The 15,809-nt window shown below is 73.8% G+C and carries 11 protein-coding genes; 2 read left to right on the top strand and 9 right to left on the bottom strand.

Annotation, left to right across the window (positions count from 1 at the left end; genetic code table 11):
• Positions 1 to 156 precede the first annotated feature (156 nt).
• From AC3IYJ_RS30085 to AC3IYJ_RS30065, 5 genes are all read right to left on the bottom strand, one after another.
• On the bottom strand, positions 157 to 1,971 hold the full coding sequence (locus AC3IYJ_RS30085) for an ATP-binding cassette domain-containing protein (protein ID WP_489397656.1): 1,815 nt from the start codon (positions 1,969 to 1,971) through the stop codon (positions 157 to 159).
• A gap of 137 nt (positions 1,972 to 2,108) precedes the next feature.
• Entirely contained in the window at positions 2,109 to 2,864 is a 756-nt protein-coding gene (locus AC3IYJ_RS30080) for an NUDIX hydrolase (protein WP_489397655.1), read from the bottom strand.
• A gap of 93 nt (positions 2,865 to 2,957) precedes the next feature.
• Positions 2,958 to 4,940, bottom strand: a complete 1,983-nt coding sequence (locus tag AC3IYJ_RS30075) for a glycogen debranching N-terminal domain-containing protein (RefSeq protein ID WP_489397654.1) — start codon at positions 4,938 to 4,940, stop codon at positions 2,958 to 2,960.
• Positions 4,941 to 5,185: 245 nt separating this feature from the next.
• Positions 5,186 to 6,463, bottom strand: a complete 1,278-nt coding sequence (locus AC3IYJ_RS30070) for a DUF4192 domain-containing protein (protein ID WP_489397653.1) — start codon at positions 6,461 to 6,463, stop codon at positions 5,186 to 5,188.
• Positions 6,464 to 6,594: 131 nt separating this feature from the next.
• Positions 6,595 to 8,754 carry a RecQ family ATP-dependent DNA helicase gene (locus AC3IYJ_RS30065; protein WP_489397652.1) on the bottom strand — a complete coding sequence of 720 codons (2,160 nt, stop codon included), beginning with the start codon at positions 8,752 to 8,754 and terminating at the stop codon, positions 6,595 to 6,597.
• Positions 8,755 to 9,186: 432 nt separating this feature from the next.
• Here AC3IYJ_RS30065 and AC3IYJ_RS30060 point away from each other — a divergent pair, with 432 nt between their 5' ends.
• Positions 9,187 to 9,816 (top strand): hypothetical protein, encoded by a 630-nt coding sequence (locus AC3IYJ_RS30060; RefSeq protein ID WP_489397651.1) that lies wholly within the window; start codon positions 9,187 to 9,189, stop codon positions 9,814 to 9,816.
• A gap of 214 nt (positions 9,817 to 10,030) precedes the next feature.
• On the opposite strand, the gene AC3IYJ_RS30055 is transcribed toward AC3IYJ_RS30060, so the two are convergent.
• The 3 genes from AC3IYJ_RS30055 to AC3IYJ_RS30045 all read right to left on the bottom strand — a co-directional run bounded on the left by AC3IYJ_RS30055 (position 10,031) and on the right by AC3IYJ_RS30045 (position 12,241).
• Positions 10,031 to 10,711: a hypothetical protein gene (locus tag AC3IYJ_RS30055; RefSeq protein ID WP_489402969.1), complete on the bottom strand. Its 681-nt coding sequence runs from the start codon at positions 10,709 to 10,711 to the stop codon at positions 10,031 to 10,033.
• Between the two features lie 45 nt (positions 10,712 to 10,756).
• On the bottom strand, positions 10,757 to 11,467 hold the full coding sequence (gene rnhB, locus AC3IYJ_RS30050) for a ribonuclease HII (protein WP_489397650.1): 711 nt from the start codon (positions 11,465 to 11,467) through the stop codon (positions 10,757 to 10,759).
• Between the two features lie 171 nt (positions 11,468 to 11,638).
• On the bottom strand, positions 11,639 to 12,241 hold the full coding sequence (locus AC3IYJ_RS30045; protein ID WP_489397649.1) for a TetR/AcrR family transcriptional regulator: 603 nt from the start codon (positions 12,239 to 12,241) through the stop codon (positions 11,639 to 11,641).
• Positions 12,242 to 12,381: 140 nt separating this feature from the next.
• Here AC3IYJ_RS30045 and AC3IYJ_RS30040 point away from each other — a divergent pair, with 140 nt between their 5' ends.
• Positions 12,382 to 13,935, top strand: a complete 1,554-nt coding sequence (locus AC3IYJ_RS30040; protein ID WP_489397648.1) for an MFS transporter — start codon at positions 12,382 to 12,384, stop codon at positions 13,933 to 13,935.
• Positions 13,936 to 14,013: 78 nt separating this feature from the next.
• Here AC3IYJ_RS30040 and AC3IYJ_RS30035 read toward each other — a convergent pair whose 3' ends face one another.
• The gene (locus AC3IYJ_RS30035; protein ID WP_489397647.1) at positions 14,014 to 15,732 is read right to left on the bottom strand and encodes a DUF4153 domain-containing protein; all 1,719 of its coding nucleotides are present in this window, start codon (positions 15,730 to 15,732) and stop codon (positions 14,014 to 14,016) included.
• Positions 15,733 to 15,809 lie beyond the last annotated feature (77 nt).

Raw genomic sequence — 15,809 nt, 5'->3', positions numbered from 1 at the left:
AGCACACGAAAGGGTGATCGGTGCCACCTACGCAATTGACGACTTATCGTAAAGAACCGGGCCTTTTACGGGGAGTTGCGGTCCGGCGCTCCCGATGTGGACGGCATCGGTCCCGATGAGCTGCCGTCCGACATCGGAACGATCACCAACGGTCCCTCACAACCGAACGCGGCTGCGCAGTCCTGTGAACCCATAGGCGCACAACAGGACCATCAGCGACAACACCAGCGCGGTGCCGACCGGTTGGGCCATCACCCGCAGCGCCCCGAGAACCACGCGGTCCGCCTCCGGCGGCCACTGCGCCCAGGCCAGACCCCGCAGCCGCTGCGCGAGGCCGCCCACGGGGTACGCGGACGGACCGTCCAGCGCCTTGCGCACCAGCGGTACGACCATCACCGGTACGGCGAGCACCGCGGCCAGACCGGCGGAGGCGGACCGGAAGACTCCGGAGGCCAGCACCCCGGACCAGGCGCAGCCGATGAGCAGTCCCGCCCAACTCGCGGCCGGGGAGACCCACTCCGCGGGGGTACGGAGCGGGCCGCCGCCGAAGACCAGCGTCAGGGCGGCGGCGTCGGCGCTCACGGCGAGGATCCCGAGCAGGAGCGCAAGGCCGGCGCCGACCCCGAGCTTCGCGGTGAGCAGCCCCAGTCGACGGGGGACGGTGCCGCGGTCGGCGGCGAGCGCGGGGTAGCGGTACTCCTCGCCGAAGGCGAGGGCGCCGAGCAGGCCGGCGCCGAGAGCCGCGGGCGGCAGGGGCAGCAACTCCGGCCAGGCGGCGAGCAGCCGGTTCTGCCCGGTGTGACCGACCCTGGCGAGCACCAGCGCCGTGAGGACGGACACGACGACGACGGAGGCGGCGGTGAGGGTGGCGGTGGCGGTGCCGAAGACCCTGTGCAGTTCGTAGCGCAGGGGCCGCAGCGGGCCGCCGAGCCTGCGCACGGCCGAGGCGGGCCGACTCGAGCGGGCGTTGCGTGGGCGCCCGTCGCCGACCACGCCCGCGCCCGTCTCGACGGTCCCGGCCGGCGCCGCGTCCGCGCCGGTGGTCCGGACCGCGGATTCGGCGTCGGTGCGGGCCCGGGCGCGCGGCAGCGACGGGGCTCCCGCGTCGCCGGTCTCGTCGGCGAGTTGATGGACGAGCACTCCGTGGCGGAAGGCGGCCTCACCGATCTCGGCACAGTTGCTTCCGTACACGGACAGGCGGCTGCCGCTCTCCTCGACGATCTCCACCGTGCGCTGGGTGGCCCGTGCTTCTCGGCCCAGCACGTCGGCCAGCCGGGCGGCGTGCGGGGTGCGCACGGCGACCCGCGGCCGCAGCCGGGTCCGGGCGAAGTCCGCCGCGTCCTGGTCGGCGACGAGCCGGCCCGCGTCGATGCTGACGACCCGGTCGGCGCTGCGAGCGGCTTCCTTCGCGTCGTCGGTGGTGAAAAGCACCGCTCCGCCGAGGGAGGCGTGTCCGCGCAGCAGGCCGTGCAGCCAGCTCCGGTCGCGGGGCGAGAGCCCGGCGGTGGGCTCGTCGAGGAGCAGCGTGCAGGGGTCGGCGAGCAGCGCGCAGGCCAGGGCGACCCGGCGTTCCATGCCGAGTGAGAGCGAACCGAGCCGCTGGTCGCGCAGACCCGCGACGCCGACGACCTCCAGCATGGTGTCGGCCCGGGAGGCCGGCACGCCGGCGGCGGCGCACAGCATGCGCAGCTGGCTTCGGACGGTGCGCGAGGGGTTGCCCGGAAGGTCGCCGAGGAGCACGCCGACCTCGCGGCCCGGCTGCGGGATCCGGTGTAGGGGGCGCCCGCGGAAGTACGTCACTCCGCGGCCGGGTTCGAGTTCGAGCATGAGCCGCAGCGCGGTGGTCTTGCCCGATCCGGGGTCGCCGAGGAGAGCGGTCACGCTCCCGGGGCGGGCCTCGAAGGTGAGGTCGTCCACGAGGGGCGGAAGGTTTCGACGGGGTGTGCTGGTCAGTCCGATGGCCTGGAGCATCGCTTCTCTCGCGGGGGGTGAGACCGCTTTGCGGCAGCGTGAGTACCGCTAACAAGATAACGCGATATGTCCGATATTCAGCGGATCCGACACGGGCGTCCGCTCGTGTCGGATCAGGTGCCCGCGGTGCGTCCGGGTCAGACTTCCGGACGCAGCATCGGCGGGTTGAGCAGGGTGGCCCCGCCCGCCCTGAACAGCTGTGCGGGCCGACCGCCCTGACGGGTCGTCGTGCCACCGGCAGGGACGAGGAACCCGGGGGTTCCGGTGACCTTGCGGTGGAAGTTGCGGGGGTCCAGAGCCACGCCCCAGACCGCCTCGTAGACCCGGCGCAGCTCCCCGACCGTGAACTCGGGCGGGCAGAAGGCGGTGGCCAGCGAGGAGTACTCGATCTTCGAGCGGGCCCGCTCGACCCCGTCGGCGAGGATCCGCTCGTGGTCGAAGGCGAGTCCGCCGCCGGTCTGGCCTTCGGTGGGCACGAGCTCCTCCACGGGGGCCCAGCGCGCACTGTTGGCGTCGCCTCCGGCCCGGGGCGCGGGCAGGTCCGGAGCCAGCACCAGGTGCGCCACGCTGACCACGCGCATGCGCGGATCGCGCTTCGGATCGCCGTAGGTCGCCAGCTGTTCGAGATGCGCTCCGTTGCCCACGCCCGGGGTGGCCCCGGCCGCCGGGTCGTGGGTGCACAGACCGGTTTCCTCGGACAGTTCACGGGCCGCGGCCGCCGCCAGGTCCTCGTCTCCCCGCACGAAGCCGCCGGGCAGCGCCCAGCGTCCCTGGAAGGGCTGCTCGCCCCGCCGGACCATCAGCGCGCAGAGCGCGTGGCGCCGCACGGTGAGCACGACCAGGTCGACGGTGACGGCGAAGGGCGGAAAGGCCGACGGGTCGTAGGGCGACATGCCGCGATCATAGTCGTCTGCCTGACGATAAACAGAGCTTTGGTGATCCTCGGAACACGGAACCGGAAGCCGCGCGGTGGGGCCGGACCCGACTCAGCCGCCCAGTTGCAGCGCATCGGCGGCCTCCTCGACCATTGCGAGCCCGAGGCGGCTGATCCGCACGGCGAAGGGTTCTCCGGAAACCCGGAGGCCGGAGAGGCGGAGCTCGCCGAGCGGGGCGCCCGGGAGCGGGTTCAGGGCGACCGTGCCGGCGGGGGCGTCCGGCCGGATCCCGGCCAGGGCGGTCAGCACGTGGATCCCCGCGGCCGCCGCGACCGCCGCCGGGCGGCAGGCCGCCGGATGGGGAAGCGGAGCGCTGCCCGCGGTACGCTGCTCGGCCGCGTACATCTCCGGGAGGCGGTACCCGAAGCTCTCCGCCGCGTCGAGCAGGCCCTTGAGGAGTGCGGTGGCCTCCTTCTCGCAGCCGGCCTGGGCCAGTCCGGCCACGGCGACCGCGCTCTCGTAGGGCCGTACCGCGCCCGACCGGAAGCCGAAGGGGTTGTGGCCCGGCTCGCGGACCGCCATGCTCCGCAGCCCCCATCCCGAGTCCATGGCGGGGGCTGCGAGCAGCCTCGCCAACTGCTCGGTACGGACCCGGTCGAGGAGTCCCGGCGCGAGCCGGCCGCCTCCGAGCAGCCCGGTGTCGAGCAGGTGGGCGGCGGCCCCCGTCAGCCGGGGCAGCGGCCGCCCGTCGGGATGCAGGGCCGCCGCGGGCCGGCCCCCGTCCGGACCGCCGACCCAGAACCCGGCTGCGAACCGCTCCCGAAGGGCGGCCGCCCACTCCCGCCACTCGGCGGCTCCGGGCCGCCCGCACCCGTCGAGCAGATCTGCGCCGAGCAGCGCGGCCCGATGGGCATGGGCCTGGGTTTCACAGCGGCGCGGACCCGGGTCGGGGTCGGCCAGGAACCCGTCCTCCCCCAGCGCTCCCCGCAGCCAGTCCAGGCACCCCTCGGCGGCCGGGAGGAGCCGGGCGATCTCCGCCTCGGGCATCCCCCAGCGCCTGGCTTCGGCCAGCACCACCGGGAAGGCGAGCGTCGCCTCGGTCCCGGTGCAGCCGGGGGGCAGTTGCGGCCCGGCACCGCGCAGGGGACCCGGGATCTTTCCCGCGTCACCACCGCGGCCACCGGTCTGGGTCCGGGCCAGGATGCGCAGGGTCGCAGCGGCCAGTCCGGTGCCGAGCGGGAGCGCCATCCGGGCCGCCCACAGGGATTCCGCCGGGGCCAGTCCCAGCCGCCACGGCACCCCGGCCGCCGCATACGCGTCGGCCGGATCCCGCGGGTCCCTGAGCAGGAGCGCCCCGAGGTCCTCGATGCCGGTGCGCAGCCACGCCTCGGCCCTGGGGTCGTCGCCCTCGGCACGGGCGGTGGACAGCGGATTCGCCACCTGCCCGGCGGTGGCCCGCGCCGCGCGGTCCCGGGTGGTCCGCAGCTCGATGGTGCGGGACTCGCCGGGGAGCAGTTCGAGCTGCCAACGCAGCAGTCCGACGGAGGCGAGCGCGTCGTCCGGAGCCGGCTCGGCCGCCGTGACGGCCTGGGCCTCCCCACTCGTCCAGCGCAGCCCGGCGGCGTGCACCCCGGCGGGCAGTTCCGGTCCGGCCCGGCCGGCGGCCACCTCGGCCAGCTCCGCCAGGTCGGTGCCGAGGGAGACCTCCACGGGGATCCGCAGCGGCCGGGTGGTGAAACTGCGCAGGGTGATCCGCTCGGTGCCGTCGGCATGCCGGATCCGCTCCACACCGATGTCGGGGTCGGGCCCGGCCTCGGCTCCGGTCCGGACGGTCGCGGTGAAGGCGGCCCGGTCCGCGCCGAGGCTGCGCCCCTGCACGGCGACCGGATCCCGGCCGTCGACCCGCAGCACGCAGCGGGACAGCAGCCTGCGGCCGGAGCGGTAGATCCCTTCGATCCCCCGCCCGGTGAGCTGGCCGTGCTCGGCCGAGATGACCAGGCAGGGCGCGGCGACGCAGATGACGGCGCCGTGCACGGGCGGCAAGTCTGGCCTGCGGGACGGTGGTACGCGGGCAGGGGGTACGGGGTGGGACATGCGTCGCCTTGTCTGCGCTCCGGGTGGATCGGCTGGACGGCGGCGCGGCCGGGCCCCCGCCGTCCCCCTGGGCAACGCCCCCACCCCCGCCCGGGTCACGGGCCCCGGCGGTGGCTGCGCCCATCGGAGACCCGGCCGTGGCCCCGGCTTCCGGCGCAGGACCGAACACACCGCCCCCGGCAACAGCCGCCATCGGTGCCACCGGGGCGGCAGGGCCCGTACAAGTACCCGGGTCCGGGCCGCCATCACTGCTCTCCTCCCGCCGTGCGGCCGGATTCGCGGCGGACGGTCCGACTCCGGCGGGCGGGTGGCCTGGTGACACCCCGTCGGCCCCCGGCCGCCGGCCGGCTCCTGCGGGGCTCCCGGCGGCGGCGCTCCTGCCTCAGGCACTCCCGCAGCCCCTCGGGGTCGATCCCTTCGTTGCAGGCGTGGTGCAGCAGCTGCGCGAAGCGGTACTCGCCGTCCGCCCGGAGCGCCAGTCCCAGCGCGATCCGGGCGGTCGGTTCGTCGCCGGTGGACCAGGAGACCCAGCCCGCCAGGGTCAGCGGGGCCGCCGCGTGTTCGCCGTAGGCCCCGACACAGCGCCGGGCCAGGGCCCGCCACAGCCGCAGGGCGGGGACTGCCTCCTCGTCCTCCATCCATTCGGCGGCGATGTCGCGGATCTCCCGGTCCTGGAGGCCGAGGATCAGCGAGGCGGCCTCGTCGTGGCCGAGCAGCGCGTCGTCCCGGTCGTCGGCGCCGGGGCCGGCTTCGGCCGGTGGGGCGAGGGTCATGCGCCGCATCAGGGCGCGGGCGAGGACCACGGTCTCGGCGCCCACCTCCTCCCGGGTGGCCCCGTCGAGGATCTTCGGGACCAGGGCGGCGGCCGCCCGGTCCAGGGCCCGCTCCATCTCCTCGGCGACCGTCCCGCGCAGCGGCGAGAGCCGCCGCTCGATCTCCCTGAGGGAGCCCCGGACCTGGAGCCCCGCGAAGGTGGCCGCGGCGGCCATCACGGAGGTGCCGGGCGTGGCCGGCGCGCTGCCTTCGGCGGGGCAGCAGCGCTCGTCGGGACAGCAGTAGGACCAGTACCGTCCGGCGGACAGGCACAGCGCCTCCAGCACGGGCACGTCCAGGGCTCCGCAGGCCAGCCGGATCCGCTGGGCGAGCGGGCGCAGCCTCGTCATCACGCGCTGCCCGCTCTCGTCCTCGCGCGGGTCCTGGCAGAGGAAGACGACGATGCCGTCGGGCTTGGCGCCGCGCCGGGTGCTCCCGCCGACCAGGCATTCGGCGGCCTGCCGGGCCGTATCCTCCCATTCCCCGGGAGCCTCGGGGATCCCGACACGGAGCCTGCCGCCGAAGCGTCCGCCCTCTCCGTGGACGGCGACCATGACGAGGGAGTCGGTGGGGTGGAAGCCGAGCATGTAGGGCAGCGCGTCGGCCAGTTCGGCCGGGCTGCGCAGGGTGATCGGGGGTACGTCGGTGGTTCCGGACGGGCTGGTGGAGGACCGGCCGGACGGGCTGTGTGCTTCGTGGCTGTTCGTCATGTCACGAAGGTCCCGTGTCCGACCAAATCCGGAAACCCCTGTGGATAACCCCGGACCGACCCGCGTCAGCCGACCACGGCCAGGCCGACCGCCCCGCCTCGACCGACCACCGCCCGGCCGACCGCCCCGCCTCAGCCCGCCGCGGCGAGGACCAGGGGAAGCACCCGCTCGCAGCCCGCCCGGCGGAGCAGCCGGGCGGCGACCGCCAGGGTCCAGCCGGATTCGGTGCAGTCGTCCACGAGCAGGACGGGGCCGGGCGAGGCCGCCAGGGCCGCGGCCAGCTCGTCCGGTACGGCGAAGGTGCCGGAGAGCGTGCGCAGGCGCTGGGCGGAGTTGCTGCGGCGTGCCGGGTGCGCTCCCTCCGGCCCGGTGTACGCCAGGGTTCCCAGGAACGGCAGGCGGCCGATGGTCGCGATGCCCTGGGCCAGGGAGCCGACCAGCTGCGGGCGGGTCAGAGAGGGGACGGCGACGATTCCCACGGGCCGCGAGGAGGCGTCCGGGACGTTCGGCGCCCAGCCGCCCGGGGAGCGCGCCCAGTCGGCGATGACCGCCACCGCGGCCTTGAGGACGTCCTCGGGGACCGGACCGTCGGGCGCGTTGTCGGCCAGCAGCGGGCGCAGCCGGTTGCCCCAGCCGATGTCGGAGAGCCGGCCCAGGGCACGACCGGTGGAGCACTGTTCCTTGACCGGGATGCGGCCCTTGAGGTCGATGCCCAGCGCGGACATCCCGGTCGGCCACATCCGGCGCGGCTCGATCTCCACGCCCGGACGGTCCAGTTCCTTCGCCGCCCCCGTCAGCGTCTCCGCCGAGACGGAGGCATCGGCCCAGGTGCCCGCGCAGTTGTCGCAGCGGCCGCAGGCCGTCGCGCCCTCGTCGTCCAGCTGGAGGCGCAGGAATTCCATCCGGCACGCGGAGGTGTTCACGTAGTCGCGCATGGCCTGCTGCTCGGCTGCCCGCTGCCGGGCCACCCAGGCGTACCGCTCCGCGTCGTAAACCCAATCCTGGCCGGTGGAGGTCCAGCCGCCCTTCACCCGCTTGACCGCCCCGTCCACGTCGAGGACCTTGAGCATCGTCTCCAGCCGGGTGCGCCGCAGGTCCACCGCCGCCTCCAGGACCGGAACCGACAGGGGTCGCCCGGCATCGGCCAGGGCCGACAGGGTCTGGCGGACCTGGGCCTCGGGCGGGAAGGCGGTATCGGCGAAGTAGCGCCAGATCGCCTCGTCCTCCTGGCCCGGCAGCAGCAGGACGTCGGCGTGCTCGACGCCGCGGCCGGCGCGGCCGACCTGCTGGTAGTAGGCGATGGGCGAGGACGGCGAGCCGAGGTGGATCACGAAGCCCAGGTCGGGCTTGTCGAAGCCCATGCCGAGCGCGGAAGTCGCCACCAGCGCCTTGACCCGGTTCTCCTGCAAGTCGACCTCGGCCTGCAGCCGGTCCGCGTTCTCGGTCTTCCCGGTGTACGAGGCCACCTTGAAGCCGCGCTGGCGCAGGAACGCGGCGGCCTCCTCGGCCGCGGCCACCGTCAGCGTGTAGATGATGCCGGAGCCCTGCAGCCCGTCCAGGTGCTCGGCGAGCCAGCCCAGGCGGTGCGCCGCGTCCGGCAGCCGGACCACGCCCAGCCGCAGGCTCTCCCGCTCCAGGGTGCCGCGCAGCACGAGAGCCTCACCGGCGCCGGTACCCAGCTGCTCGGCCACGTCGGCCGTGACCCGCGCGTTCGCGGTCGCGGTGGTGGCCAGCACCGGCACACCGGGGGCGAGCTCGGCGAGCATCGCCCGCAGCCGGCGGTAGTCGGGGCGGAAGTCGTGGCCCCAGTCGGAGATGCAGTGCGCCTCGTCGACGACCAGCAGGCCGGTCGTGGCCGCGAGCTTGGGCAGCACCTGCTCGCGGAAGTCCACGGAGTTCAGGCGCTCCGGGCTGACGAGGAGGACGTCGGTCTCGCCGCGCTCGACCTCCCCGTAGATCGTCTCCCACTCCTCCGGGTTGGCGGAGTTGATGGTGCGCGCCTGGATGCCCGCCCGAGCCGCCGCCTCGACCTGGTTGCGCATCAGCGCCAGCAGCGGCGAGATGATCACGGTGGGGCCGGCGCCGCGCCGCCGCAGCAGGGCGGTGGCGACGAAGTACACCGCCGACTTGCCCCAGCCCGTGCGCTGCACCACGAGGGCTCGCCGACGGTCCTCGACCAGCGCCGAGACCGCCTGCCACTGGTCCTCCCGCAGCCGCGCCGAACCCCCGGGGTCGCCGACGAGCTCGGCGAGGATGGTGTCGGCTTCGGTGCGGAGCTCCAGGGTGTCCATGCCCCCATGCAACCCGATGGCTACGACAATGGGCCAGCTCACGCACCGTAACCACCTGCGTGGACGGGATTCGGTGGTCATTCGGCCGCCGGGGACCGCGCCGTCGGCTTCGGAACGACGTCCCGCAGCCTCGACCGACGCCCGACCGCGCCTCAGGCACCCCCCGCGAGACTGAGCCGCCGGGAGGTGTTTCCGCTGGTGCAGGCGGTTCAGCCGCTGCCGGATGAGTCATCCACGGCGTGGCGGGGCAAGGATATGAACGGCATACCGGCGAATTCCGGTCGGCGGCGTCAATTGCTCGTTGCCGCATGCTCACGGGCCACGCGAGAATTGCAGTGCTCCCACTCGGCTCGACGGCACCTTTCCGGGTCGCGTCGGCGCGCCCGTACCCCAGCCGTGCCCGTTCGCGGGCGTGTACCCGAAGGGAGGACCGTGACCTTCGGATTCGCCCCGCCCTCGACCACGTCCCTGTCAACGGCCGTTGGCGGCGTCAACCGGCACGGCAGGATGCTCGAACCTTCCGAGTGGACCTCGTCGGGCGTACCCCTGCTGCGCAATCCGCGCGAGGTCGTCAGCGGGCTGCACTCGCGGCACAGTCCGGTGCCGTCCACGGCGGTGATCGCCGTGCTCGGACCCGAGGAGCGGCTCGTCGCCAGCGCCTCCTTCGCCCAGCGCTCGACCTCGGCCGACGGCTGGGAGTACCGCAATGCCCTGCTCGCCGGCCTGCGCCGGATCATCCCGCACGACCTGCGGAGGCGGACCCCGGTACGGACGGCGGTGCTGCTGTACTGCCGCGACGGCGACGAGCGGTGGACCGAGGAGGACGGGGCCTGGATGTGGGGCCTGCGGGACGCCTGCACCCTGCACGGGCTGCGCTGCGGCGCGTACATCACGCTGACCCGCGGCGGCTGGCAGGTCCTGGGCGAAGGCCGTGGCGGCCGGCGGCCCAGCTCGGACTCCCGGCCCGAACGGCTGGGCCGGGCGACGGCCGAGTTCGCCCCGATCGCCCTGCAAACCGCGGGCGGAGCGCCCGAGGCCCTGCGCCGCACCGCCGCGCGCTGACCCCCACGGAACCGGACCGCGGGTTTCACCGCCGAAGGCGTTGCTGCCGTCTTCGCCGCCGAAGGCTTCACCGCCGACAGCCCCACGGAAAGTTTTCGGGAACGCCCAACGGCCGTACACCCTGAAAGCGGGCGTACGGCTGGTCAGGCCTCGGACTTCGGCAGGGCCGGCTGCTCGCCCGCCCCGCCCCTCGACCGTGCCGGGGTACGGAGCGTCAGACGCCCGCGCCCAGCACGGAGTTGATCTGCTGCGGGTCACCGCAGCAGATCAGGAGCGCACCGGCTCGCGCGAGCGCGCCCGGCAGGGCTCCGGCAACGGTCTCGACCGATCCGCCGTTGGCCGCGAGGACCACGACGGGACGGCCGGCGGCGCGCTGCACCTGCGCCGCGTCCGCGTAGAAGACGTCGTCCCCGGCGTCGTGCAGGGCCCAGTACGCGGCCTCGCCGAAGGACAGCTCGTGCGCGGCCCACGGGTGCGGGTCGCCGGTGGTCAGCACCAGGATGTCGCCGGGCGCGCGCCCGGTGTCGAGCAGCAGGTCCACGGCCTCCTCGGCCGCGTCCAGCGCGCCCTCGGCGGATGCCGGGATCAGCTGGACCTGCGGCACCGCCGCGGAGACCGACGGGGTGGTGGGGGTCGCGGGAACGGGTCCGGGGGCGGCCGACGCGACCCGCTGTGCGGGCGGTGCGGGCCTGGGGGCACTACCCGCGCGGCCGACCGCTGCGGGAGAGGGACCGGGGCGTCCGGGCCGGGGCACGGCTGCGGGACGCGGACCAGGTACGGGGCGGGGGGTCTGCGCGGTGCGGCTCGCGGCCGGCGTGACGCGGGGACCCTGGGCACTCTCGTGAATCTGAGGCTCCTCGGGGGCGGGGGTTGAGAGGCGTGAGTTGACATCTATCAAACACCGGTACGAAACGTACCCGTGGGTGGCATGTGCGTGCGATCAGAAATCGAAGCCGAGTTGGCCTCCGTTTTCCAGTTCCAGCGATTCCTCGCTGCGGCGCACCTTCTTGAGGTGACGCCAGCGGGGCAGCGCGTCCAGGTAGGACCACGAGAGCCGGTGGTACTCGGTGGGACCCAGCTCCTCCAGCGCCGCCCGGTGCACGGGCGAGGGGTATCCGGCGTTGGCCGCGAAAGCGAAGTTCTCGATTCCGCCGCCCTGTTCACCGATTTCGGCCATCATCCGGTCGCGCCGGACCTTGGCGATCACCGAGGCGGCCGCGACGGCGACACAGGACTGGTCGCCCTTGATCACCGTCCGGACCTGCCAGGGCGAACCGAGGTAGTCGTGTTTGCCGTCGAGAATCACCGCGTCCGGCCGCACGGGCAGCGCCTCCAGGGCGCGCACAGCGGCGAGGCGCAGGGCGGCGGTCATCCCGAGTTCGTCGATCTCCTCGGGGGAGGAATGGCCCAGCGCGTAGGCGGTGACCCAGTCCTCCAGGACGCCGACGAGCGCGTCACGCCGCTTGGGGGTGAGCAGCTTGGAGTCGGTGAGTCCCGCGGGCGGCCGGCGCAGACCGGTGATCGCCGCGCACACGGTGACGGGACCGGCCCAGGCCCCTCGTCCGACTTCGTCGACCCCGGCTATGACCTTGGCGCCGGTGGTGGCACGGAGGGAGCGTTCGACGGTGTGTGTGGGTGCTTCATACGGCATGGCGCCAGCAAGGTTACGCCGCCTCGAGCCGCCTGCACACCCCGCCCCCCGTCAGGTCCGCGCCGGACCCCCGCCGAGCCTCCCGGCGGCCCCCTCCCGGCCTCCCACCGACCCCCTGCCGGCCACCTTCCGGGGCTGCGCCCCGGCGCCCGGCCCCCGGCCCGGCCCGGCTCACGCCCGGAGCAGCGGCAGCATGACCTCGTCGATCATCTCGGCGATCTCCGTGTCCATCCATTCGCTCTCGCACACCTTTGCGCGGTACATCATCATCGCCGGAATCACCTCGACGAGAAGTGGGCCGCTGGCGTCCGCCCGGACGTCGCCGCGGTCGATCCCGCGCTGCACCAGCTCGGTGATCAGCCTGTGCGCCGGGTCGTGCAAGCCGGACAGGATCAGGCCCCGGAACCGCTCCGCATGGCCGTGGTCGCACTCGTGAAGCACTGCCCGCAGCGCCCGCCCGGCTCGGGAGTTCATGACGTCCCGCATCCGCACGCAGAGCGCGTAGAGGTCCTCGCGGATCGAGCCCAGGTCCCGGATCTGGACGAGCGGCGGCAGCCTCGTCCAGAGCGCATCGGCCACCAGGTCCGCTTTCGAGGGCCACCGCCGGTACAGCGCCGCCTTGCCGGTCTGCGCACCGGCGGCCACACCCTCCATCGTGAGGGCGTTCCAGCCACCGGTGCTCAGCTGTTCCAACACGGCGTCGAGAATCGCCCGTTCGAGTTCGGGCCCGCGCCTGCGCCCCGAAGGCACCGCCGACCAGCGCGTACCCATCACTGCCCTACCTCCGCCCGGAACTCATGTCCGTCGTACACATTTTCAGCCTTAGTGAACGCTTGCGTTCCCTAAGGCTGACTCCCTACGGTGGACGAGCTGTGAACGCATACCTTCACTATTTCACTTTGGGGGGATCCACAGTGACAACTCCTCAGCTCTCCAAACCCCGGATACCGGGCGCGGCCCGCCGGGAGGGGCGCCCGGGAGTGGCGCTCGCCGTCATCGCCGCCTGCCAGCTCATGGTCGTCCTCGACGCGACGATCGTGAACATCGCGCTCCCGCACATCCAGACCGATCTCGCGATCTCGACCACCGACCTGTCGTGGGTGATCAGCGCCTACACGCTCGCCTTCGGCGGACTGCTGCTGCTCGGCGGCCGCGCCGGAGACATCCTGGGCCGGCGCCGCGTCTTCATGACCGGCATCCTGCTCTTCACCCTGGCGTCCCTGCTCGGCGGTTTCGCCCAGGAGCCCTGGCAGTTGCTCGCGGCCCGCGCCCTCCAGGGCGTCGGCGGCGCCATCGCCTCGCCGACCTCGCTCGCCCTGATCACCACCACCTTCGCCGAGGGGCCCGAACGCAACCGCGCCTTCGGTGTGTTCGCGGCCGTCTCCGCGGGTGGCGGCGCCATCGGCCTGCTGGCCGGCGGGATGCTCACCGAATGGCTCGACTGGCGCTGGGTCTTCTTCGTCAACGTGCCGATCGGCATCCTGATCGCGGTCCTGGCCCCGCTCTACATCAGCGAGTCCGAGCGCCATCCCGGCCGGTTCGACATCGCCGGAGCGCTCGCTTCCACCGGAGGCATGACCGCACTCGTCTACGGGTTCATCCGCGCATCCCAGGACGGCTGGCGCGACGGCGTGACCCTCGGCTCCTTCGCGGTCGCCGTCGCCCTGCTCGCGGGCTTCGTGCTCATCGAGTCCCGGGCCGCCGATCCGATCATCCCGCTGCGCATGTTCGCCGAGCGCAACCGCACCGGCACCTACTTGATCATGCTCAGTCTCGCCGCGGCGATGTTCGGAATGTTCTTCTTCATCGTCCAGTTCGTGCAGAACGTGCTGGGCTTCTCTCCGATCCAGTCCGGCATCGGCTTCCTGCCCGTCACGGTCGCCATCGTCACCTCCGCCGGCATCTCACAACGCCTGCTGCCGCGCTTCGGCCCCAAACCGTTCATGATCACCGGGTCCGCGCTGACCGGAACCGGCCTGACGTGGCTGACCTTCATCGAGCCCGACAGCTCGTACCTCTCCGGGGTCCTGGGCCCGATGCTGCTCTTCGGCTTCGGCATGGGCCTCAACTTCGTCACCCTCACCCTCACCGCCGTCTCCGGGGTGGCCCCGCACGAGGCGGGCGCGGCCTCCGGACTGCTCAACGCCAGCCAGCAGGTCGGCGGATCGCTGGGGCTGTCCATCCTGGTCACCGTCTTCGGCACGGCCAGCCGCACCGAGGCCGACAAGCAGTTCCCTGCCTTCCTGGCCCAGGCCGACCCGGGCCAGGTGGCGGCCGTCAAGCAGACCGGGCGGCTGCCCGACCCCTGGGGGGACATCGTCCTGACCCGCGGGATCGCCACCGCCTTCATCGCGGCCGTGGTCATGGCCGCGCTCGCGCTCGCCACGGCCCTGCTGGTGATCCGGGTGCGCAAGAGCGACCTGGAAGCGCTCAACGGAGCCGCCGCCAAGGCCGGTCCGGCCGCCTGAGCACGCAGTCCCGTACGAGGGCCCGGCGCGGAATTCCTCCCGCGCCGGGCCCTCCCTGCGAGGCCTTCGGACCTCCCGCTACCCGAAGGTGCGCGGGCGCGAGCACTCCCCGTACGGGGCCGTCACCGGGCGCTCGTTCAGGATCTCCCGCGCCCTGCGCTCCCCCAGGCTCATCGCGTACCAGGGCACGTCGTCGCCCGCCCGCCTCAGGTCCTCGTTGATCCCGCGCAGGGCGCAGGAGCGCTGCGGCTCCGGCAGCCGGTCCAGTGCGGGCACCGCGTCGGCCGACAGGGACTGGAAGTAGTCCAGGTCGATCTTGTGGTCCGTCTCGTACCGGGCGACGTTGCGCTCGGCGATCAGCCCGTCCGGGGACACCAGCCCGAAGGCCAGTACGGCGGCCACGGCGCTCCCCGCCACCGCGCGCGGCAGCCACCGCGCGCCGAACACCCCGGCAGCCATGATCAGTACGACGACCAGCCCGAGCCACAGCTCCACGCCCGCGACCGAGACGCGCAGTCGGGTCAGCCCGTACGCGTCCACGTAGAGGTTCATGCGGTGCAGCGCGGAAGCGACCACGACCAGGGTCAGCGCGCACAGAGTGCCGAGCACCGAACGCACCAGCCGCCGGTCGCCGGCGCCGTCGCGCGGGGCCCAGCGCAGGGCGAGCGCGATGACGGCGAGGGTGAGCAGGGTGGCCCAGAGCAGCTGCCAGAAGCCCTGGCGGGCGTACTCGGCGTAGGTGAGGCCGGTGGCTTCCAGGACCTTGCGGTATCCGCCGAACAGGACGGTGAGCTGAACGGCGTTGAATCCGGCGAAGAGCAGGTTCAGCACGACGAGCGGCAGCGCCCACTCCACCCGCGAGCGCGCCTTCCCCGGGGCCACCTCGATCCGGTCCCAACGGGAGGGCGCCGCGGCGGTCCGGGCGGCGGCGATCGCGAGGACGGTACCCAGCAGGAAGAGCAGGAAGCGGACCGGCCCGCCCATACCGCCGACATCGGGGGTCAACCCGCTGAGCACGTCCGCGAAGGCGGCGTCGGCGGAGGCGAACAGCGCACCGAAGAGCCCCAGCAGGACCAGCGCCACCAGGGTAGCCTTGGCCACGGGCAGCCAGCGGCCCCGGCTCCCGCTCCCGCGCGAGCGCAGCCCCGTCCAGACCCAGCGCACCCCGAGCACGGCCGAGTCCACGAAGCCGAAGAGCGGGCCGATCAGGATCCCCTGCCAGCTGCGGCTGCCGTGCAGTGCCAGCGCCCCGGCGAACACTGCGGCGAGCAGGGCCAGCGTGATCGGCCAGCCGGAGTCACGCAGGGTGGGTACGGCGAGCAGTGCGAGGCAGCCGACGGCCCAGAACACGGTCCACGGGCGGATCTTGCGGCCGGCCCTGGCGGCGGCCGCGTACACGGCGACGAGCGCCGGCACCACGGCGAGCAGCAGGCCGGGGCCGAGCCCGTCGGCGAGCAGCAGGGCGGCGGCGATGCCGGAGGCGAAGACGGCACCGAGCACGGGGCCCGAGATGGGAGCCGCGGCTCCGGGCCGTGCGGCCTCGGCCCAGGCGAGCGGTGCGAGGGACCAGCCACCGGCCTGGGCCCGGCGCTTGCGCATCAGGCGGGTCTGGTAGGCCTGCCACGCCTTCGGATCCCAGCCGGGCGGCGGCGGGGGGATCACCGGCTGCGCGGCCGGAGCGGATCCCGCGCCGGCCCCCACGCCCTGTCCGGCGGGGGCCTCGGCGGCTCCGCCCTCGGCTGCGGCGGCCGCGGCCTTCACCTCGGCACCATCCGCTGCGTCGGTGTTCTCTGACATCGGATTTCCCTCCCCTTGCCGACCCTCCCCAACAATGCGGTGGGGAGGGCGAGCGGCCAGGGTAGGCCGGTGCCATG

Source organism: Streptomyces sp. GL_140 (genome assembly GCF_057834465.1).
Note: the sequence above shows the minus strand (reverse complement) of the source record. Positions and strands in the feature narration are given on the sequence as shown.